17 protein-coding genes are annotated in these 19777 nt (G+C 66.7%); 10 read left to right on the top strand and 7 right to left on the bottom strand.

The genetic code is table 11. The annotated features are described in order from the left end of the window. Positions 1 to 287: 287 nt before the first annotated feature. The 3 genes from EDC64_RS11140 to EDC64_RS11130 are packed head-to-tail and all read left to right on the top strand — an operon-like array spanning position 288 to position 3715. On the top strand, positions 288 to 1343 hold the full coding sequence (locus EDC64_RS11140) for a CgeB family protein (protein WP_132031381.1): 1056 nt from the start codon (positions 288 to 290) through the stop codon (positions 1341 to 1343). Continuing rightward, a complete protein-coding gene (locus EDC64_RS11135; RefSeq protein WP_132031380.1) occupies positions 1340 to 2836 on the top strand; it encodes an oligosaccharide flippase family protein in 1497 nt (498 codons plus the stop codon). Before EDC64_RS11140 ends, EDC64_RS11135 begins: the two co-directional genes overlap by 4 nt. A 39-nt stretch (positions 2837 to 2875) precedes the next feature. After that, entirely contained in the window at positions 2876 to 3715 is an 840-nt protein-coding gene (locus tag EDC64_RS11130; RefSeq protein WP_132031379.1) for an FkbM family methyltransferase, read from the top strand. A gap of 166 nt (positions 3716 to 3881) precedes the next feature. Here EDC64_RS11130 and EDC64_RS11125 read toward each other — a convergent pair whose 3' ends face one another. Next, complete coding sequence (locus EDC64_RS11125; RefSeq protein WP_132031378.1) at positions 3882 to 5219, bottom strand: sensor domain-containing diguanylate cyclase; 1338 nt, start codon at positions 5217 to 5219, stop codon at positions 3882 to 3884. 276 nt (positions 5220 to 5495) lie between these two features. Here EDC64_RS11125 and EDC64_RS11120 point away from each other — a divergent pair, with 276 nt between their 5' ends. Both EDC64_RS11120 and EDC64_RS11115 read left to right on the top strand, forming a co-directional pair. After that, complete coding sequence (locus EDC64_RS11120; RefSeq protein ID WP_165933722.1) at positions 5496 to 9500, top strand: glycosyl hydrolase family 18 protein; 4005 nt, start codon at positions 5496 to 5498, stop codon at positions 9498 to 9500. Between the two features lie 171 nt (positions 9501 to 9671). Continuing rightward, complete coding sequence (locus tag EDC64_RS11115; RefSeq protein WP_132031376.1) at positions 9672 to 10502, top strand: aldo/keto reductase; 831 nt, start codon at positions 9672 to 9674, stop codon at positions 10500 to 10502. A 28-nt stretch (positions 10503 to 10530) separates the two neighbouring features. Here the strand turns inward: EDC64_RS11115 and EDC64_RS11110 are convergent, their stop codons facing one another. The 3 genes from EDC64_RS11110 to cobS are packed head-to-tail and all read right to left on the bottom strand — an operon-like array spanning position 10531 to position 12307. Further along, positions 10531 to 11244 (bottom strand): TIGR02281 family clan AA aspartic protease, encoded by a 714-nt coding sequence (locus EDC64_RS11110; protein ID WP_132031375.1) that lies wholly within the window; start codon positions 11242 to 11244, stop codon positions 10531 to 10533. Continuing rightward, the gene (locus EDC64_RS11105) at positions 11244 to 11450 is read right to left on the bottom strand and encodes a DUF1289 domain-containing protein (RefSeq protein ID WP_132031374.1); all 207 of its coding nucleotides are present in this window, start codon (positions 11448 to 11450) and stop codon (positions 11244 to 11246) included. Before EDC64_RS11105 ends, EDC64_RS11110 begins: the two co-directional genes overlap by 1 nt. Positions 11451 to 11506: 56 nt before the next feature. After that, the gene (gene cobS / locus EDC64_RS11100) at positions 11507 to 12307 is read right to left on the bottom strand and encodes an adenosylcobinamide-GDP ribazoletransferase (protein WP_132031373.1); all 801 of its coding nucleotides are present in this window, start codon (positions 12305 to 12307) and stop codon (positions 11507 to 11509) included. Between the two features lie 225 nt (positions 12308 to 12532). Here cobS and yajC point away from each other — a divergent pair, with 225 nt between their 5' ends. Genes yajC through EDC64_RS11075 form a run of 5 tightly spaced genes read left to right on the top strand, consistent with a single transcriptional unit; the run spans position 12533 to position 16937 of the window. After that, entirely contained in the window at positions 12533 to 12877 is a 345-nt protein-coding gene (gene yajC / locus EDC64_RS11095) for a preprotein translocase subunit YajC (protein ID WP_132031372.1), read from the top strand. A gap of 20 nt (positions 12878 to 12897) precedes the next feature. Then, positions 12898 to 14505 (top strand): protein translocase subunit SecD, encoded by a 1608-nt coding sequence (gene secD, locus EDC64_RS11090; RefSeq protein ID WP_132031371.1) that lies wholly within the window; start codon positions 12898 to 12900, stop codon positions 14503 to 14505. Positions 14506 to 14516: 11 nt separating this feature from the next. Then, entirely contained in the window at positions 14517 to 15626 is a 1110-nt protein-coding gene (gene secF / locus EDC64_RS11085) for a protein translocase subunit SecF (protein WP_132031370.1), read from the top strand. 8 nt (positions 15627 to 15634) lie between these two features. Beyond that, positions 15635 to 16015: an Mth938-like domain-containing protein gene (locus EDC64_RS11080; protein WP_132031369.1), complete on the top strand. Its 381-nt coding sequence runs from the start codon at positions 15635 to 15637 to the stop codon at positions 16013 to 16015. A gap of 7 nt (positions 16016 to 16022) precedes the next feature. Continuing rightward, positions 16023 to 16937, top strand: a complete 915-nt coding sequence (locus EDC64_RS11075; protein WP_132031368.1) for a phytoene/squalene synthase family protein — start codon at positions 16023 to 16025, stop codon at positions 16935 to 16937. Here EDC64_RS11075 and EDC64_RS11070 read toward each other — a convergent pair. The 3 genes from EDC64_RS11070 to EDC64_RS11060 form a co-directional block, all read right to left on the bottom strand. Next, positions 16918 to 18021: a serine/threonine protein kinase gene (locus EDC64_RS11070; protein ID WP_132031367.1), complete on the bottom strand. Its 1104-nt coding sequence runs from the start codon at positions 18019 to 18021 to the stop codon at positions 16918 to 16920. The genes EDC64_RS11075 and EDC64_RS11070 overlap by 20 nt on opposite strands. Positions 18022 to 18030: 9 nt before the next feature. After that, positions 18031 to 19440: a methylenetetrahydrofolate--tRNA-(uracil(54)-C(5))-methyltransferase (FADH(2)-oxidizing) TrmFO gene (trmFO, locus tag EDC64_RS11065; protein WP_132031366.1), complete on the bottom strand. Its 1410-nt coding sequence runs from the start codon at positions 19438 to 19440 to the stop codon at positions 18031 to 18033. 167 nt (positions 19441 to 19607) lie between these two features. Further along, positions 19608 to 19772: a DUF1127 domain-containing protein gene (locus EDC64_RS11060; RefSeq protein WP_132031365.1), complete on the bottom strand. Its 165-nt coding sequence runs from the start codon at positions 19770 to 19772 to the stop codon at positions 19608 to 19610. Positions 19773 to 19777 lie beyond the last annotated feature (5 nt).

Raw genomic sequence — 19777 nt, 5'->3', positions numbered from 1 at the left:
ACGGGCCTGTATGCAAGCCTTGCGGCGGCGTGCCCTGTGCGGCTCGCGGAGTGTGCGGGATCACGAAGGACGGAAAGCCGCCCGGCGGGCCAGGCGCCAAAAATTGACGGCTCTACCAGCCGGGCGATTGGAGCGGGCCGTTCGCAAACGTTATGGTACCAGATTGCGGACCTAGACATTGCCCCGTGGCGAGAGATGGGGGCATGTTCGCCCACACGGGAATGACGGCCCAGCTGACCGTCCCGGCGAGTAATTGAGATGTTCGATACGACGGACTGGGAATCGTGATGCGCATCGGCATTCTAGCGACGGATGAGCAGGCGACGACCGCGCGCTATATTGAACGCGCTGTCCGTGAGGCGCATTTCGAGTTGCGCCCTCTCGCATCGGCCGAAAATGCGCGCGATCTGGCTGATCTCGATTACCTCATCGTCGTCGACCCGTGGTTCGGCGCCGTCAAGCCGCTGCTGATGGCTCCCTGTCCGGTGATCGGCTATTTTATCGACGTACATCTCGATCTCCCGACGCGCCTCGCTTATGCGCGCTATTGCGATCACGTTTTCGTCGCCCAGGAAGACCGCGTCGTCGATTTTACCCGCCTTCCGCATCCTAGTGTCCATTGGCTGCCTCTCGCAGGCGATCCGCGCGTTCACCATGTTCCGGCGCAGACGCGAATCTACGACATTGGCTTCGTCGGGAAGCTCGGGCCGCCGGGGAGCGCGCGCCGCACAGTTCTGGAGCAGGTCCTTTCGCGGTTTTCGACCAATGACTATGCCCGCTATCATACTCCCACGGAGATGGGGCACGTTTATAGCCGCTCAAAGATCGTCATAAATAAAAGTATAAATCATGATCTTAACATGCGTTTCTTTGAAGCCATGACGAGCGGCGCGCTTTTGATCACGGATCGCGATGTCCCAGGACTATGTCGGATCGGCCGCGAGGGCGAACATTTCGTCACATATCGCACGGCTGACGAGGCCGTGGAAAAGGTGACCTATTATCTAACGCACGATGCCGAGCGCGAAGCCATTGCCGACTGTGGTCGACACCTCGTCCTTTCGCAGCACACCTACGCGCATCGTCTGGCCCAGATGCTTGAGCGGGGACTACATTCGCCTCGACTGGACGCTCCCGCACGGCATGCCACCCCACGCACCGAAGCGATCTGGCGCAGCGAGTGTATGCGGTTGATCGGCGCATCGGCAGTCACGGTTGCAAATCTGATGATCGAGGGCCATCTCTCGGGTCCGATGCTGCGCAATTCCGTGACGGCCTTTGCCCGCGGTCTCGTGCGTCCCGTCCGGATCGCCCTGTCGAGGCGAATTCGGTCGCCGACATGACGTCACACGGCCGGACCTTGCTATGGAACGTAGCAGCCATGCTGGCGCTCGGGTTTCTGCAGCGGGGAATGGGCCTCGTATCCGTGACGGTTCTAGCGCGCCTGCTCGGCGTCTCGGGGGTCGGCGCTTATGCCTTTGTCCAGTCGACCAGCCAGACGTTTTTTAGCGTGTCCCGCTGCGGGCTCGATGCCGGCCTCCATGTCGGCCTGGGCAAGCTGGTCGTCCGGGGCGAACGGGCGCGCATCGAGGCGACGCTGGGCGAGGGGCTCTCCTTGTTCTGCTTGATCGCGGTCGTCGGCGCTGTTGTCATGTCGCTGTTGTCCGATCAGATTGCGGCCGGACTGTTCCACGCGCCGCAGCTCGCGTCATTGGTCAAGGTGGGCGCCGTCGTGTTCTTCGCTTTGACCTTGACCCAGTTTTTCTACACTGCGTTTGCCGGGCTCAATGCCTTCGTCGCCTATGCGCGCATCAGCGCTCTCAGCGGCGTGTTGCTTCTTGTCGCGACGGTGGCCGGCGGGTTTATCGCTGGAGTCGATGGCGCCGTTTGGGGACTGGCGGCTGCAAATTTGGCGGGTCTCTCTCTTTTGGGTCTTCGGTTGAAGGCTGAACTGAGCAAGCATGGCCTTCACTTGCGCCCGAGATGGCCGGCCCGAGAGGCACGTTCGCTCCTCGGCATCGGCTTTCCATTCTATGCGAATGGGCTATTGCTGGTTCCGGTCGACTTTCTCTGCATGGCCTATCTCAGTCGCGTTGCCGGGGTCGAAGCACTCGGCGACCTGCGCGCAACACAAACACTGATGAGTGTCGCGACTCTCGTTCCGGCGGCGTTGGCTGGTCCTTTTGTGGCGCAATTGGCCGGGCGTCTCGAGGCTGGCGGCAGTCCGAATGCGCTGCTCAACCAGATTCGTGCGATCTGGATTCTTTCGCTTTGCCTTGTAATCGGTCTTGGCACTCTCTGGCCGTTTTTCATTGATGTCCTCTTCGGCACGGCCTTTGCCCAGGCCCGGACCGCAGGCGTCGTGGCGCTGACCGCCTTCGTTCCCACCATGTTGCTTTCCACCTTGACTGGGGGCCTGCTTGCGATGAGCCGGTCGCGCACCCTCATTGCAGCCGGCATCTTCCAAGCCGCGATCGTATCTCTGTGTGCCTATGTGCTGATCCCCCGCTATGGTCTGGCCGGTTATCTCGCCTGTCAGACGATCAGCATGGCCGCTGGGATATTTGCTCTGATGGTGGTCGTGCCGCGCCACTTTCCGGACGGCATCTGGCGCGCTTGGATGGTTCCGCTCTCACTCCTTACTCTCGTCCTGACGGGGTGCCTGTTTGCCGATCAATGGTTCGAAGTGCGTTGGCCGACGCGCCTCAGCATAGGCCTCTGCCTCAGTTCTTTTTTGGTCGTGGCCTGTGGGACGACAGTATTGACCCGGAGCGAGCGCAACGCGATTCTAAGCCAGGTGGGACACGCGGCGAGGGATTTCCTCCGGCCAAATTAAGTGCGGTGATGCCGTGCAATGTGACGGTAGGATGTTCGAATGATTAAGGAAAAACTCGTTGGTACGGTTCAGCGTCTTGTTGCAAAGAATCGATTTGGCGTGGCTTTTTCCATTAAATTGCGCGAGCAGTGCAACTCTATTATCGGTCTGTCTTTGAGTTCTGGAATTGAGCCGACCCAGAACGGAGAGTTGTTACTCATCGATGTCGTTGCGCCGAGGTCTCGTTACTTCGTCGATGTTGGGGCTAATGTCGGAAACTGGTCTCTGATGTTTGCCGATCGTATGACCCATGCAAAAGGACTTGCCTTCGAGCCCGGGCCTCAAACGGTCGAACGCCTGCGCGCGGCGCTCCGTGGGGCCGGGTTCGGCGGGATCGAGGTGGTCGCAAGCGCCGTAAGCGATTTGCCCGGAACCCTCCGGTTTTGGGAGGAGGCCGGGTACGGCGAGACATCGAGCCTGCTCTCGCAGCACAGCCATCCCGATGCGAAGGCCGTCGCCGTGCCGGTGACGACGCTCGATATCGAAATGCAGACACGTGGTGTCGAGAGGATCGACTTTCTCAAGATCGACGCTGAAGGGTTCGATCTGAATGTCTTGCGTGGCGCTGCCGGATATCTTGGAGGTCAGCGCATCCGCGTTCTTCAATTCGAATACAATGCTCCTTGGGCCCTCGCCGGTGGCACGATCCAGGCGGCGTTCAGGCTTTTGGAGGGAAATGGCTACAAGGTCCGTCTTCTGATGCGGGACGGTCTCTTCATCGTCAATCCGGCAATGGCCGGTGAGTATTTCCGGTATGGAAATTATGTCGCATATTGTCCTTGCGAATGTGGGGAGCTGCTTGAAGCCGGAGCCCGACCTTTCGACGCATTGTTTGCATAATCGTGCAACCATCGAGCTTCGAACTTCTTGTCTCGGATATTAAAGAGGCCGGCCGCCAGATCTGCGCGATCTCGCTGAAGGTGCTCAACGGATGGCCGCCCCGCCGCGGCGGGCGATGATCATCGCAGCGGTCCGCCCGCCACGGCCCGCGCTTTGCAGACCGGGCCTAACCGCGATTGATGCGGAAGGTGTTCCGGCCCGCCGATTTTGCGGCATAGAGCGCGGCGTCCGCCGCCGCGACGATGTCGGCGGGATCGTCGCCGGCCTGATCGATGAAGGTGATGCCGATGCTGAGGCCGATCGAGAGCGCGGCATTCTCGACCGCGAACGGCGCTTTCATCGCGGCGATCAAACGCTCCGCGAGCCGCGCGGCGTCGGCCTCGGTCTCGATCGGATGCACGACGGCGAACTCGTCGCCGCCGAGGCGGGCGACCATGTCCGGTTCCGGCACGACTGCGCGCAAGCGTGCGGCGGCGAGCTGGAGGAGTTTGTCGCCCGCGACGTGGCCGAGCGTGTCGTTGACCTGCTTGAACCGGTCGAGGTCCATATAGAGGAAGGCGGCGCGCTGCCCGGTCTGCCCCGATTGCGCGATCGTCTCCTTCACGTGCTGGTCCAGCAGCGCCCGGTTCGCAAGGCCGGTCAGGGCGTCGTGGGAGGCGAGATATTCCAGATGGGCCTGCGCCGCTTTGCGCCGGTCCATGCCCCGCACCGACGAGACATAGCCGGTCGGAAGGCCGGTTTCGGCATCATAAGTGAGGCGGACCGAGGCCTCCATCCAGACCCAGGCGCCGTCCTTGTTGCGCTGGCGAACCTCGCAGATGCCGACGTCCAGGGTGCCGTTCCGGATGCTCTGCATCAGCTTGCGGAATTCGGGCACGTCGTCGGGATGGACGATGTCGATCGCCCGCTTGCCGACAAGGTCCTGCGGCGTGTAGCCGAGAAGCGCTTCGACGGAGGGCGAGACGTAGAGCCGGACCCCATCGAGATCGCCCCGGACGATCGTATCGCTGGAGGCCTCCGCCAGAATCCGAAAATCTGCCTCACGCTGCAGCGCCTGCTGCGTCTCCTCCAGCAGGCGGAGCATCTGCCCGGCAATGTCGGCGAGCCCGCCCAGCGCGGCAATTTCGTCGGCCCCGACCTCGCGGATCCGCGTGTCATACAAAGACAGGCGCCCGCGCAGCACGGATCCGAAGGGAATGCTCACCAGGCAGCGAAGGCCGGGATCGCCGGCGACATAAGGCTGATGGGCGAGGCGGGGGACCCGCGTCGCATCCGCAACCGCGACCATGCCGTCGCCCGCCGGCCAGCCCCGCAGCGAGGTCGCGAAGGTCCAAAGCCGCGGATCGGCCCGCGCGTCGAGATCGATCCAGTGAAGGTCGGGCGCTTCCAGACAGATCCCGGCGGCGGCGAATCCGAGCTGCCGACGGGCGCTGCGGCAGAGCGGAGCGAGGCGAAGCTGTGAGGGCGAAGCGGACTTCAGGGGGGAGGTGGAGCCGGGCGACACACTTTTTTCCTCGGCGCGTCTGACGTCGCACCGTCAGGCAGACGGGCCGGCCGGCAGCCGGTCGGTCCGAAAGTCATAGCGCATCTTGGATATTGCTCTGCAAGAGGCGGCGCCCTTTCGCCGCTGCAGGACGGAAATTTCCCCAAATGGTGGCCTTAAACCGGCAAAATATCATCACGCCATTGTGAGCCGGCACGAATCTCGATGGTCTCCGGTTGAATATGAAGGAATGTTCATGAACAGATGCCGCCATCGAAACGGGTTGGCGAGGGCATCATGGGAAAAGGGAATAAGACGACACTCACTTGGTCCTGGGGCGTGCATGCCGACATCGCATTCGACCCGACGGTCGACGTGCTGGATTTCGGCTGGTTCCAGGCCGACCAGTTCACTTTGTCCGAGGTGAACGGGGAGGTCGTGATCGCGATTCCCTCCAATGATCAGAGCTACACGCTCAGCGGCGTTTCGCTCGCGGACCTGTCCGCCGCCAACATCCTGGCGTCCGATTCCGGCACCTCGGCGCTGTGGACGCAGGCACTGGCGGCGGCCGAGCCGGCAGCGGCGGCGAGCGCCGCGCCGACCCACGTCTCCGTCGCGCCGGCGGAAGTCGCGCTCGACGAGGTCGCACCGGAAGAGGTCACGCCGGCCGCGGCTGCGGACGCTGCGGTATTCGCGGCAAGCGCCATCGAAACAGCGGCTGCCCCCCGCATGGTCGGCTACTTCCCCGAATGGGGCATCTATTCGCGCGACTTCGACATCGCCGACGTGCCGGCGGCGCAGCTGACCGACTTGATCTATGCCTTCGCGCGCATCGACGCCTCGGGCAAGATCGCGCTCTACGATTCCTATGCGGCGGTCGAGAAGACCCATCCGGCGGCGGACAGCGTCGACGGCGTGGCCGACACCTGGGACCAGGCCCTGGCGGGCAATTTCCACCAGATCGAGGAATTGAAGGCGATCAATCCGGACCTGCGGGTGTCGATCGCGGTCGGCGGCTGGACCTTGTCCGGGCCGTTCAGCGACGTTGCGGCGAGCGCGGCGGGCCGCGCGGTCTTCGCCCAGTCGGTGGTCGACTTCCTCACCGAATACAGCATGTTCGACGGCGTCGACTTCGATTGGGAATATCCCGGCGGCGGCGGCCTTTCCAGCAACGGCGTGCGGGCCGAGGACGGCGCGAACTACGCCCTTCTCCTGGCCGCGGTGCGCGAGCAGCTCGACGCGCTCGAGGCGCAGACCGGCCGCGACTACACCATCTCGGTCGCCTCGCCGGCCGGGGCCGACAAGATCGCGACCTTCAACCTGGAAGGCCTCGCGCCCTACGTCGATTTCTTCAACGTCATGGCCTACGATTTTCATGGCGGGTGGGAGAGCGTGACCGGCCATCAGGCGCCGCTGGTCGATACGATCGGCGGCAATTACGACGTTGCGACCGCGGTCGACCTCTATCTCGCGGCGGGCGTCGACCCGTCCGCGATCGTGCTCGGCGCGCCGATGTACACCCGCGCCTGGAGCGGCGTGGCCGATGGCGGCGACGGCGGCTGGAACGCGCCCGCGACCGGCCTCGCGCCGGGCAGCTTCGAGCCCGGCGTCTACGATTACAAGGACCTGCTGGCGAAGGTCCAGGAACCCGGCAGCGGCTGGGAGCTGTATTGGGACGACGAGGCCCAAGCGGCCTATGTCTACAATGCGCAGCTCGGCATCTATTCGACCATCGAAACCCCGTCTTCGATCGCGCTGAAGTCCGAATGGGCGCAGGCGATGGGGCTCGGCGGCATGATGTTCTGGGACCTGTCCAACGATGCGACGGGCTCTGCCGAGAGCCTGCTCAAGGCGGCCTATGACAGCTGGGTGCTCGGCAAGAGCCTCGCCGAAATCGCCGCCGCCTCGAACCTCTCGCCCGACACCGTGATCGGCGGAAACGGCGTGCTCGACAGCATCGTGACCCTCGACGGCGGGGACACGGGCGGCGGGGACACGGGCGGTGAGGATACGGGTGGCGAGGACACCGGCGGCGGGGACACGGGCGGTGGAGATACCGGCGGCGGGGAGACTGGCGGCGGGGACACGGGCGGTGAAGACACCGGCGGTGGGGATACGGGTGGCGAGGACACCGGCGGCCATGTCGGCGACGGCGTGCGCACGGTGACGGCCATTACCTGGTCCTGGGGCAGCACCACGGTCCTCAACTTCGACACCGATCTCGATGTTCTGGATTTCGGCTGGTTCTCCGCGGACAATTTCACCATTTCCGAGGTCGGCGGCTCCGTCGTCGTCGCCATTCCGTCCAATTCCCAAACCTACCGGCTGACGGACGTGTCTCTGTCCGATCTGACGATGGCCAACATCACCGGCAAGGATGCCTCCGCACTGGCAAAATGGACGGCGGCGCTCGCGGCTGCCGAGGGCGGCGGCGAAACCGGTGGTGAGACGGGGGGAGAAACCGGCGGCGAAACCGGCGGTGAGACGGGGGGAGAGACCGGCGGCGAAACCGGTGGCGACGGCGTGCGCACGGTCACGACGATCACCTGGGCCTGGGGCACGACCTCCGTCCTCGCCTTCGACGCGGCCTTGGACCAGCTCGATTTCGGCTGGTTCTCCGCCGACAATTTCACCATTTCGGAGGTCGAGGGCGCGGTCGTCGTGGCGATTCCGTCCAACAGCCAGACCTATCGGCTGACCGGAGGCAGCCTCTCCGACCTGTCGATGGACAACATCCTCGCCAAGGACCCGACCGCCTTGGCCGAATGGCAGGCGGCGCTGGCCGGCGGCGAGACGGGGGGAGAAACCGGCGGCGAAACGGGTGGCGAGACGGGGGGCGAGACGGGGGGAGAAACCGGCGGCGAGACCGGCGGTGAAACCGGTGGAGAGACTGGGGGAGAGACTGGGGGAGAGACTGGGGGAGAGACCGGCGGGGAGAATGGCGAGGCCGGCTTTGCGACGCCGTGGTCGGCCACCGAGGTCTATGTCGGCGGCGATCGGGTGAGCCTCGGCAATCTCGTCTATGAGGCGAATTGGTGGACCAGCGGCGCATCCCCCGCCACCAATAGCGGGGCCTCCGGCTCCGGCCAGGTCTGGACCTTTATCGGCTATATGGACACCACGCCCGTCGCACCGGACGCGCCGGAGGATCTCGTGGCGGGCAGCGTGTCCGACACCACGCTGACGCTGCGCTGGGATGCGGCCGAGGTGGACGGCGTCGGCAGCGTCACCGGCTATCAGATCTATCGCGACGGGGTGCTGATCGCGACCACGACCGCCACCTATCTCAAGGTGACGGACCTCGCGCCCGAAACCTCCTACGCCTTCGCGATCGTCGCCCTGGGGGAGGCGGGCGCCTCCGCCCCGTCCGATGCGATCGTGGTGACGACCGACGAATTGGGCAGCGGGTCGGAGAGCGACAAGGTCTTCTCGCCTTATATCGATATGTCGCTGACCTCCAGCCAGGACCTGGTCGGGATCGTCGCCGAAGCGGGCCTGGATGCGGTGACCCTTGCCTTCGTCCTGTCGTCCGGCACCGACACGATCGGCTGGGGCGGGACCGGCTCGATCGCGAACGACACTCTGCCCAACGGTACGACGATCGACAGCCAGATCGCCGAACTCCAGGCGCAGGGGGTCGAGGTCACGATCTCGTTCGGCGGCGCCAACGGGCAGGAGGCGGCGACCACCTTCTCCAGCGTCGCGGCCCTGGAGGCGGCCTATCAATCGGTGATCGATCGGTACGGCGTCACCAAGCTCGATTTCGACATCGAGGGCGCCGCGATCGCCGACACCGCGGCGAACGCGATGCGCAATGCGGCGCTGGCCCAGCTCCAGGAAGACAATCCCGACCTTGCGGTCTCCTTCACGCTCCCGGTCCTGACCGACGGGCTGACGGCGGCCGGGGTGGCGCTGCTTCAGGGCGCCATGGCGGCCGGGGTGGAGATCGCCGCGGTCAACATCATGGCGATGGATTACGGCGCCTATTACGACAGCGGCGACATGGGCGACGATGCGATTTCCGCGGCCACGGCGGCGCTCGCCCAGCTCGCGGCGATCGGCCTCGACTCCGACCTCATCGTGACGCCGATGATCGGTATCAACGATGTCACCTCTGAAATCTTCACGCTGGAAGATGCCCAGCAATTGGTCGACTACGTGCAGTCGAACGACGGCGTCGCCGGCATCTCCATGTGGTCGCTCAGCCGCGACAATGGCGACGTGATCGGCTCCGTCTCGCCGATCGGCAGCGGCATCGAACAGAGCGACTACGCCTTCAGCGAGATCTTCGGCTATCTCTGACCCGCCGCTTGAGCACGCGCCGATCAGCTTGCACCGCAAGCTGATCGGATCAGGCTTTGGACGGCCGACGGCCCCCCGCACGACGTGCGGGGGGCTTTTTTGCGCGTTCCCTCGCCCCGCTCTCCTCTTTAAGGTCGTCGGCGGGTGGGGCGCAGCGATGAAGACGCGAAAATGAAGATGGTCGAGCTTCCGGGCGGAGAGCGGGTGCCGGCCCTCGGCCTCGGCACCTGGTATATGGGCGAGCGTGCGGCGATGCGCGCCGCGGAAATCGACTCCTTGCGGCTCGGCATCGATCTCGGCGCCGCGCTGGTCGACACCGCCGAAATGTATGGCGACGGGCGCACCGAGACCCTGGTCGGGGCGGCGCTCGCCGGCTATCGCGAGCGCGTCTTCCTGGTCAGCAAGGTCTATCCCCACAATGCCAGCCGGACGGGCGTGGTCCTGGCGTGCGAACGCAGCCTGAAGCGGCTGTCGACCGACCGCATCGATCTCTATCTGCTCCATTGGCGCGGCAGCCATCCTTTCGCGGAGACGATCGCCGGGTTCGAGGCGCTCCAGGCCGCCGGCAAGATCCGCCATTGGGGCGTGAGCAATCTCGACGCCGACGACATGGCCGAACTGTTCGCCGCCGGAGGCACGGCCTGCGCGGCGAACCAGATCCTCTACAATCCCGGCCGCCGCGGTCCGGAGTTCGATCTGCTGCCGCTGCTCGAGCGGCGCGGCATCCCGGTGATGGCCTATAGCCCGATCGAGCAGGCGCGGCTGCCGCGCGGCGGCGCATTGGGGGGCGTGGCGCACAAGCACGGGGTCGACCCGTTCCAGGTGGCGCTGGCCTGGGCGATGCGCAGCGGGAAAGCGATCGCCATTCCCAAGGCGGCCAGACCAGACCATGTCCGGGCCAATGTCGCGGCCGCCGATCTCGTGCTCGATGCCGAGGACCTCGCCGTCATCGACGCCGAATTTCCGCCGCCCCGGCGCAAGAGCGGGCTGGAGATGCTGTAATCGGATCGCGGCCCCGGCCGGGCCGCGATCACCGTGCCGGCCCGCGCAGGATCAGCCGGTCGCCGCGCACCTCGAATCCCTCCAGCCGCGAGAGAAAGCTCATGCCGAGCAGGCTGCCGCGCAGCGCGCCGGGCGCGGCGACGAGCGCCCTGACGCCCCGCTCCGCGATCGCCCCCACCTCGACCCGCTCCAAGGTGACGGCGGCGGCACGGGTGCGGCCGTTGGCGGTGTCGATCGGCACATCGTAGCGCAGGGTGGCGAGGGGAAGGCCGATCGCCGCGGCCGCCTCCTGGGACAAGACGATCGTGGACGCGCCGGTATCGAGCAGCATCGGCAGCCCGACGCCGTTGATCACGGCGTTGATCCGGAAGTCGCCATTCGCGGTGCGCGCGACCTCGACGGTCTGCGCGCCGCCGGTGCGCGCGGCATAGCCCGGAACGAGTTCGGCCATCACCCGCTCGGCGGCGTCGCGGAGCGGCGCGCGATAGGTGTAGAAGAGCGCGAGCACGGCCACGACGACCAGCCAGAACAGCGCCGCGACGACGGCCGTGCCGATCCGGCGGGCGAAGCGATGCCAAGTTCCCAACCCGACCACTGCGCCGAAGGCGATGAGCGCCGTCAGGCTGGCGAAACGGGCGGATTCGATGCCCAGGACCATGCCGGTGTCATGGAAGACGATCAGCAGCAGGCAGGCCAGCGCCAGGCCGCCGAGCAGCACGCCGAGGAGCCAGCTCGGCCGCATCAGTCCGGCACCACGTCGATGCCGCGGGCCCGTAGCGCCCGGAGGCGGCCGGGTAGAGCGGCGATGATCGCGCTGCGCCGCGCCGGCGACATGGAAATCCAGCCGCCGATTTCCTGCAGCGACCGGCCGCAGCCGATGCACAGGCTGCTGGCCGGATCGACCACGCAGATCTTGATGCAGGGGGTCTTGATCGGCGTCTCGGGCATCGTCCTTCGCAAAGCGGGGGCGCATCCAACGGCGCCGCGCGTCGTACCGCCGCCGCTCAGGGACCGCGGGCGAAGATAAACACTGCCAGGAGGAAGGCAATCTCCGCCAGTTGCTGGACCGCGCCGGCGACGTCCCCGGTCTGCCCCCCGATCAGGCGGCGCGCAAGCCGGTGGATCGCCAGCCAGGCGGCCGCCGGCGCGATCAGGCCGGCAAAGGTGGCGCCGACGCCGAAGGCCGGGATCACGATGAGGGCGACGATCAGCGCCCCCATCAAAGCGGCCCGCGCGGCGGCGTCCGGCCCCGGGGCGCCGACGCCGACGCCGATCCCGTCGGAGCGCGCTGCGGGCAGGCTCTGAAGCAGCAGGAGACCGGCGGCGCGCGACACGGCCCCGGCTGCGATCAGTGCAAGGGTGCAGCGCACCGGCCCCGCCCAAACCAAAAGCGCCTCGATCGCGCCGAGCCGCAGAAGCAGGGACAGAATCAGTGCGCTCGCGCCATAGGTGCCGATGCGGCTGTCGCGCATGATCGCGAGGCGCGAGGCCACGTCGCGTCCGCCGCCGAACCCGTCCGCCGTGTCCGCCAGACCATCCTCGTGGAACGCGCCGGTCGCGAGCACGAGGGCGGCGAGCGCCAGCACCGAAGTCAGGAAGGGCGGGAAGCCGAGCGCGTGCGCCAGAAGCAGCGCCAGCGCACCGACGAGGCCGACGAGCGCACCGGCGAGCGGGATGGCGTACGCGATGCGCGAAAGCGCCGGGGCCGCGAAGGGCTGGTCCTCCTGCGCCAGAGCGGGGAGTGGAAGGCGCGTGAGAAAGCGCAGCGCGCGCGCAAGATCGTGAAGGACCCGGTGGGTGCGCATGTCCTCGTTCCGCGCTCCGGCCGGTGTCGCGCGGGATGCGGACGCCTCGGCGGGCCTGATCTGACAGGCTCCTCTTGGGAACGCCAATCGCCCTCCAGGTCAAGCCTGTGCGATCGCGCCCTTCACGTCGTTTGCATTCCCCGGTTCCCCCAGTATAGTCCCGCCGCTTCGGCCCGCCTGAAGGCAGCCGGTTGATCTCTTCCAATCAAGACGAACGAGGACGCCATGTTCATTACGCCCGCTTTCGCCCAGGGCGCTCCGGCCGCCGGCGGCGGGACCGACATGCTCATCCAGCTCGCCCCGTTCCTGCTGATCTTCGTCGTCATGTATTTCCTGATCCTCCGGCCGCAGCAGAAGCGGGCCAAGGCGCATCAGGAATTGGTCAGCTCGCTGCGCCGCGGCGACGTTGTGGTGACGGCCGGCGGGCTCGTGGGCAAGGTGTCGCGCGTCGTCGACGAGCAGGAGGTCGAACTCCAGATCGCCGACAATGTCCGTGTTCGCCAGCTTCGCGCCCATATCACTTCGGTCCGCTCCAAGGGCGAGCCCGCAAAGGACGAGACGCCGGCGTGATGCCGCGGATCTGAACGACGATGCTCCATTTCTCCCGGTTCAAGACGGCGCTCATCCTGGGAATCACCTTCCTGGGAATTTTGTTCGCGCTTCCGAACGTCCTGCCGCCCTCGATGCTGCAGGCACTTCCCAGCTGGCTGGCATCGAGCCATGTCACGCTGGGGCTCGATCTGCAGGGTGGCTCGCACATCCTGCTCGAGGTCGACGGCGCCGCGCTCCGCAAGGAGCGCGCCGAACAGGTGCGCGACGAGGTGCGGCGCGTGCTGCGTGAGCAGCGCATCGGCTATACCGGTCTCGTGGTGCGCGACACGACGGTGCAATTCCGCCTGCGCGATCCGAACGAAGCCGAAAAGGCCGTCACCGAGTTGCGCAAGCTCGCGGCACCGGTCACGAATGCTTTGCTCGGCACCGGCAACGGAGAAATGGACCTCACCGTCACGAATGGCGGCGACGGCTCGGTCAGCGTCGCGCTGACCCAAGCGGGGCTGAATGCCCGCATCCGCTCCGCCGTCGATCAGTCGATCGAGATCATCCGCCGGCGCATCGACCAGCTCGGCACGGTGGAGCCCAACATCCAGCGCCAGGGGGCCGACCGGATTTTGGTCCAGGTGCCCGGCCTCCAGGACCCGCAGCGCCTGAAGGCGCTGCTCGGACAGACCGCCAAGCTCGCCTTCCGCATGGTCGACCAGTCGATGTCGCCGCAGCAGGCGCTGGAAGGCCGGGCGCCGCCGGATTCCGAGGTTCTGCAGTCGAATGACGGCGTGCCCTATCTGGTGGAGAAGCAGGTCCGCGTCTCCGGCGAAGACCTGACCGACGCGCAGCCCGGCTTCGACCAGCAGACCAGCCAGCCGCTCGTCACCTTCCGCTTCAATTCCAACGGCGCACGCCGCTTCGCCGCGACCACGCAGGACGCCGTCGGCCGGCCATTCGCGATCGTGCTCGACAATCAGGTGATCTCCGCGCCGGTGATCCGCGAGCCGATCCTGGGCGGATCCGGCCAGATTTCCGGCTCCTTCACGGTGCAGCAGGCCAACGACCTCGCCATCCTGCTGCGGGCCGGGGCACTGCCCGCGCCGCTGAAGGTGATGGAGGAGCGCACGGTCGGCCCGAGCCTGGGCCAGGATTCGATCGAGGCGGGCAAGACCGCGGCCTATGTGGCGGCGGCGATGGTCACCGTCTTCATGCTCGCGATCTATGGCCTGTTCGGGTTCTTTGCCTTGATCGCCCTGGCCGTGCACGTGACGCTGATGTTCGCCCTGCAATCCGTTCTGGGGGCGACGCTCACTTTGCCGGGCATCGCCGGCGTGGTGCTCACGATCGGCATGGCGGTGGATTCCAACGTCGTCATCTTCGAACGCATCCGCGACGAGGCGCGCGAAGGGCGGTCGGCGATCTCCGCCATCGACAAGGGCTTCGTCCAGGCCCTTGGGACGATCATGGACGCCAACATCACCTCGCTCGCCACCGGCATCATTCTGTTCCTTCTCGGCGGTTCCGGTCCGGTGCGCGGCTTCGCGGTCACCTACATTCTGGGGCTTCTGACCACGGTGTTCACCGCTTATACCCTGACGCGTCTGATGATTGCGTGGTGGGTGCGGTGGCAGCGGCCGTCGAAGCTGCCAATCTGAGGGCGCCGCACATGCCTTTGATCAATTATATCCCGGCGAACCTCAACCTGCGGTTCATGAAGCTGCGGCACGTCACCTTCCCGCTCTCGGCGGCGGTGATGATCGCAGCCGTCGCCTGCTTCTTCGCGTTCGGCTTCAATCTCGGCATCGATTTCCGAGGCGGTACGCTGATCGAGGCGCAGTCGAGCCAGGCGCAGGCGGATATTTCCAGCCTGCGCGAGCATCTGGGCGACCTCGATCTCGGCGACGTACAGATCCAGGAATTCGGGTCGCCGCGCGACGTTCTGATTCGAATCGGGCAGACGGGCGCGGACGAAGCGGCCCAGCAGGCGATCATCGCCAAGGTCAGCACGGCGCTGGGCAGCGAGTACGGCATCCGCCGGGTCGAGGCGGTCGGGCCGAGCGTCTCCGCCGAGCTGGTGCGCCAGTCGATCCTCGCCCTTCTGCTGGGCGCGGTGGCGGTGCTGATCTATCTGTGGTTCCGGTTCGAATGGCAGTTCGCCATCGGTGCGATCGCGACCACCGCGCACGACGTCTTCGTCACGCTGGCGATGTATTCGATATTGGGGATCGATTTCGACCTGACATCGATCGCGGCGATTCTGACCATTATGGGCTATTCGCTCAACGATACGGTCGTGGTGTACGACCGCATCCGCGAGATGCTGCGGCGCTACAAGAAGATGCCGCTTCCGACCCTGCTCGATGTGGCTGTGAACGCGACGTTCTCACGGACCATCATCACCTCGCTGACCACCTTATTCGCGGCGATGGCGCTCTATTTCTTCGGCGGGGAAGTGCTGCGCGGCTTCTCTCTCGCGATGATGGTCGGCGTGCTGATCGGCACCTATTCGTCCATCTTCATCGCCGCGCCGATGCTGATCCATCTCGGCCTGCGCGCGACCACCGTGGAACCGGACGTGGAGGAAACCGGGCCGGTTCCCGAGGTCCCGACCGCCGAGGCCGCCATCGCGGGTCCGGCAGCCCCGTCACACGCTGCGCCGTCCCAGGTTGCCCCGTCTCAGGTTGCCCCGTCTCAGGCTGAGCCGGCCCCAGCCCCGGCGCCGCAGCGGCGGCCCGGCGGCAAGGGGCGGTCCCGGCCGCGGCCCGCCCGCAGCTGAGCCCGGCCATGGCGGATCCGGCGAGCGCCCCCTTTCTGCCCCGCCAGGTGCCGATCGAGGGCTATTCGGAGCGCTTTTTCCACTTTGCGGGGATGTCGCATGCCGGCTCCATCCTTGCTTTGCCCTCGGGAATCCGGCCCTGGAGCGTCGAGACCTTCGCGCAGCTCACGACAAGCGCCCTCGCGCCGATTCTCGCAGAGGCGAAGGCCCTCGATCTGCTCTTCATCGGCACCGGACGCGATCCGGCGCATCTGCCCGATCTCCAGAAGCAGGCGCTGCGCGCGGCGGGTCTGCGATTCGAGCTGATGCCGACGCCGTCCGCGACGGCGACCTATAACGTGCTTCTGGGCGAAGGGCGCCGCGTGGCCGCCGCACTGATCGCCTATTGAGGCGGGCATGGCGCAAACCGACCCTGCGACGGCGGATCTCGACCGCGCTTACGCGCATTGCGCGGACCTGATCCGGAGCCACGACCGGGACCGGTTCCTCGCGAGCCTGTTCGCGCCCGGGACGGCGCGGCGCCGGCTCTGCGCGCTCTACGCATTCAATCTCGAGATCGCCCGGGTGCGGGAAGTCGTGCGCGAGCCGCTTCCCGGGGAGGTCCGCCTGCAATGGTGGCGGGACCTGATCGAGGGGCTCGGGCGCGGCGATGTTTCGGGCCATCCGGTCGCGAGCGCGCTCATGGACCTCCTGGCAACCTCCGATCTGCCGCGCGCAGCGCTGCTGAACCTTATCGAAGCGCGCATTTTCGACCTCTATGACGATCCGATGCCGCGCGTGAACGATCTCGAGGGCTATGCCGGGGAAACCGCGTCGGTCCTGATCCAGCTCGCGGCCGGATTGCTGGTCGGGCGCATGGATGCCGCCCTCGCCACGGTCGCGGGACATGCCGGCGTGGCGGTCGCGCTCACCGGACTGATGCGGGCATTGCCGCTCCATGCCGCGCGCGGGCAGTGCTATCTCCCGGTCGACCTGCTTTCGGAACACGAGGCGACGCCCGCCGACGTCGTGGCGGGGAAGGCGACGCCCGGCGTTCTGGCTGCACTCGCGGCCTTGCGCAAGCGGGTCGCCGACCATCTGGCGGCGGCCGGGGCGGCGGCAGCCGATATCCCGGCGGCGGCGGTGCCGGCCTTTCTGCCGGTGGCGCTGGTGCCGCGCGATCTCCAGGCCTTGGCGCGGGCGTCCGATCCGTTCGCGCGCGTGGTCGGCGATGCGCCGGTGATCCGGCAATGGACCTTGTGGCGCGCGGCGCGCAGGGCCCAAGCCGGAAAAGCCTGGATCCGCCCATGGACTATGCCGCGGGGCGGGTGATCCGGTCGGTGAGGTTCAAGCGGCCGCGGGCGATTTCCGCGATCAGGGCGCGCATCTCCGGCGTGCCCGCCAGATCTTCCAGCATCTCGATCTGATTGCGCGCCACCAGAAGAAGGAGGTCGTCGCGCACGAAGCCGGCGCCGTCGCGGGGCAGGCGGGGGACGATCTGCACCTGGTCGAGGTGAGGCCGGTCGGGCAGCAGCGCCGCCAGATGGGTGCGCAGCGCCGCCGCATCGACCGGTGCGCGGGTCTCCACGAACGCGTACAGCCCGACCTTGCCGCCGAGCGTCTGAAAATCCGACATGTGGACGGCGCTCACCGCAGGATGCGTCTCGAGCGCAGCGGCGATGCGCGGCGCGACCTGCGTCACCCGCGGTCCGCGGCCCTCGGTGTCGGAATAGGACATCAGCCGGCGCGTGACGAAGCGGTAGACACGCTTGCCGGTCGCCATCCAGACCCGCGCGATGACGCTCTTTCGCGCCAGGACGCGCCGTTCGCGCGGGGTCAGCGCGTCCGGGCAATAGGTGCGCTTGTGCTTGAGCAGATGACGCAGATCCTCATAAGCGAGGACCCGGCCGATCCGGCTGCGCCGGTCGATCGGCAGCGCGAGCTGAAAGTCCGTCAGCCAGGCCTCGCCATCCGCCCCGCGCAGCCAATTCTGCTGCTTGGCGAGGTCGTTGTGGGCAAAGCCGGTGGCGTGGAGCGCCCGCAAGGCGGATTTGGCCGAGCGGAAGAAGGCGAGGTCGCCGCTCGGTCGGGCGATCTGGAGCGGGACGCCTTCGATCCAGCCCCGCACCAGGAAGCGATGGCCCACCGCCAGAAGCGGCGTCGTTACGCCGGTTCGGGTGACGCGCGCGAGCGCATAGGATTCGCGTGCGGCGAGAACCTGCGCGATCAGCGCGAACCAGAGCGAGACCTCGTTCCAGCGGCGCCGCACGGCGGGATAGGCCCGGCCATCCGGCGTGATCCAGGTGCCGCGCTCGACGGTGGAGAACACGTCGCGCTTCAGCACGGTATCGACGGTGAAGCGGCGCGGATCGGCCTTGTATTCGGGCGGTGGGACGTCGACCTTGTGCCTGGCCATGAGCGGCTCCTACGCCGCCCGCGCGGTGGCGTCGAGCCACAGATCGGCGTCGGCGAGAGCCCGGGCCGCGATTGCCCGCTTCTTCGCCAGGGTCTTCTCCGTGCCCCGCAACCGCTTGCCGTCGGGCGATTTCGGCGCCGCCTCGAGCGGCGGGAACAGGCCGAAATTGATGTTCATCGGCTGGAACGAGCGCGGGCCGGCATCCTCCGCCTCGATATGGCCGCCGGTAATATGGGCGAGGAGGGCGCCATGGGCCGTGGTGAGCGGGGGAAGATCGGGCGCCGCGCCATGCCGCTCGGCTGCGGCGAAGCGCCCGGCGAGGAGACCGATCGCCGCGCTCTCGACATAGCCCTCGCAGCCGGTGATCTGGCCGGCGAAGCGCAGGCGCGGATCGGCCTTGAGGCGCAGCGTGGCGTCCAGCAGGCGGGGGGAATTGAGATAAGTGTTCCGGTGCAATCCACCGAGGCGGGCGAACTCGGCCGATTCGAGGCCGGGTATGGTCCGGAAGACGCGAACCTGCTCGCCATGTCGCAGCTTGGTCTGAAAGCCGACCATATTGTAGAGCGTGCCGAGCTTGTTGTCCTGGCGCAGCTGGATGACGGCGTAGGGCTTCACGTCGGGCTGGTGGGGATTGGTGAGCCCGACCGGCTTCAGCGGCCCGAAGCGCATCGTCTCGCGGCCGCGTTCCGCCATGACCTCGATCGGCAGGCAGCCGTCGAAATACGGTGTCTTCGCCTCGAAATCGCGAATCGGCGCTTTTTCGCCAGCGAGGAGCGCGTCGACGAAGGCTTCGTACTGCGCCTGATCGAGCGGGCAATTGATGTAATCGGCGCCGGTGCCGCCGGGACCGGGCTTGTCGTAGCGCGACTGGAACCACGCCTTCGACATGTCGATCGTGTCGAAATGCACGATCGGCGCGATCGCATCGAAAAAGGCGAGGGCGGCTTCGCCGGTGAGCGTGCGTACGGCCTCGGCGAGCGGCGGCGAGGTGAGGGGGCCTGTCGCGACGATCACCTTGTCCCAGTCGTCCGGCGGCAAGCCATCGACTTCGCCGCGGTCGATTTCGACCAGGGGATGCGCCGCCAGGGCCTGCGTCACCGCCGCGGCAAAGCCGTCCCGGTCCACAGCGAGGGCACCGCCGGCGGGAACCTGGTTGGCGTCGGCGCTGGCGAGGATGAGCGAACCGGCGCGGCGCATCTCGGCATGGAGCACGCCGACGGCATTGCCCTGGGGATCATCGGACCGGAAGGAATTGGAGCAGACCAGTTCGGCCAGCCGGTCGGTGTGGTGCGCTTCGGTCGTGCGCACGGGGCGCATTTCATGCAGCACCACGGGAACGCCACGCGTGGCGAGCTGCCAGGCTGCTTCCGAGCCGGCAAGGCCGCCACCGATGACATGGACCGGATCGAGACGCGTCATCGCTCCTCTCTGAGCCGACCGGGCGCTGCGCCCGGGAAACGAACCCCCGGTCTGTGCCCGATCGCGGCGGCAGGTTCAAGGAAGAGGTGTGGCCGGAAGGGGCACAGACCCCCAAAAACGAAAATGGCCCCCGGAGGGGCCACTTCATGCACCGCCTGGCGGTTCGATCAGACGACGTGCAGCGCGGCGCGGCGTGCGACGGCCCGAATCTCGCTGCGGACGATATTGATATCGCCCAGCGTGCGGTCATCGAGGGTGGACAGCTCGGCAACGGTGCGGTTGTAAGCGTGCCAGCGGCGAATCTGGCGGGCCAGAAAACCCCAGAGCAGCATTTCTC

It is taken from the genome of Aquabacter spiritensis (assembly GCF_004346185.1).
GTDB lineage: Bacteria > Pseudomonadota > Alphaproteobacteria > Rhizobiales > Xanthobacteraceae > Aquabacter > Aquabacter spiritensis.
Note: the sequence above shows the minus strand (reverse complement) of the source record. Positions and strands in the feature narration are given on the sequence as shown.

Excerpts from the sequence above, each read along its gene's own strand:
- EDC64_RS11140 (WP_132031381.1), top strand. The coding sequence starts at position 288 with ATGCGCATCGGCATTCTAGCGACGGATGAGCAGGCGACGACCGCGCGC.
- EDC64_RS11135 (WP_132031380.1), top strand. The coding sequence starts at position 1,340 with ATGACGTCACACGGCCGGACCTTGCTATGGAACGTAGCAGCCATGCTG.
- EDC64_RS11130 (WP_132031379.1), top strand. The coding sequence starts at position 2,876 with ATGATTAAGGAAAAACTCGTTGGTACGGTTCAGCGTCTTGTTGCAAAG.
- EDC64_RS11120 (WP_165933722.1), top strand. The coding sequence starts at position 5,496 with ATGGGAAAAGGGAATAAGACGACACTCACTTGGTCCTGGGGCGTGCAT.
- EDC64_RS11115 (WP_132031376.1), top strand. The coding sequence starts at position 9,672 with ATGAAGATGGTCGAGCTTCCGGGCGGAGAGCGGGTGCCGGCCCTCGGC.
- EDC64_RS11110 (WP_132031375.1), bottom strand. The coding sequence starts at position 11,244 with ATGCGGCCGAGCTGGCTCCTCGGCGTGCTGCTCGGCGGCCTGGCGCTG.
- EDC64_RS11105 (WP_132031374.1), bottom strand. The coding sequence starts at position 11,450 with ATGCCCGAGACGCCGATCAAGACCCCCTGCATCAAGATCTGCGTGGTC.
- cobS (WP_132031373.1), bottom strand. The coding sequence starts at position 12,307 with ATGCGCACCCACCGGGTCCTTCACGATCTTGCGCGCGCGCTGCGCTTT.
- yajC (WP_132031372.1), top strand. The coding sequence starts at position 12,533 with ATGTTCATTACGCCCGCTTTCGCCCAGGGCGCTCCGGCCGCCGGCGGC.
- secD (WP_132031371.1), top strand. The coding sequence starts at position 12,898 with ATGCTCCATTTCTCCCGGTTCAAGACGGCGCTCATCCTGGGAATCACC.
- secF (WP_132031370.1), top strand. The coding sequence starts at position 14,517 with ATGCCTTTGATCAATTATATCCCGGCGAACCTCAACCTGCGGTTCATG.
- EDC64_RS11080 (WP_132031369.1), top strand. The coding sequence starts at position 15,635 with ATGGCGGATCCGGCGAGCGCCCCCTTTCTGCCCCGCCAGGTGCCGATC.
- EDC64_RS11075 (WP_132031368.1), top strand. The coding sequence starts at position 16,023 with ATGGCGCAAACCGACCCTGCGACGGCGGATCTCGACCGCGCTTACGCG.
- EDC64_RS11070 (WP_132031367.1), bottom strand. The coding sequence starts at position 18,021 with ATGGCCAGGCACAAGGTCGACGTCCCACCGCCCGAATACAAGGCCGAT.
- trmFO (WP_132031366.1), bottom strand. The coding sequence starts at position 19,440 with ATGACGCGTCTCGATCCGGTCCATGTCATCGGTGGCGGCCTTGCCGGC.
- EDC64_RS11060 (WP_132031365.1), bottom strand. The coding sequence starts at position 19,772 with ATGCTGCTCTGGGGTTTTCTGGCCCGCCAGATTCGCCGCTGGCACGCT.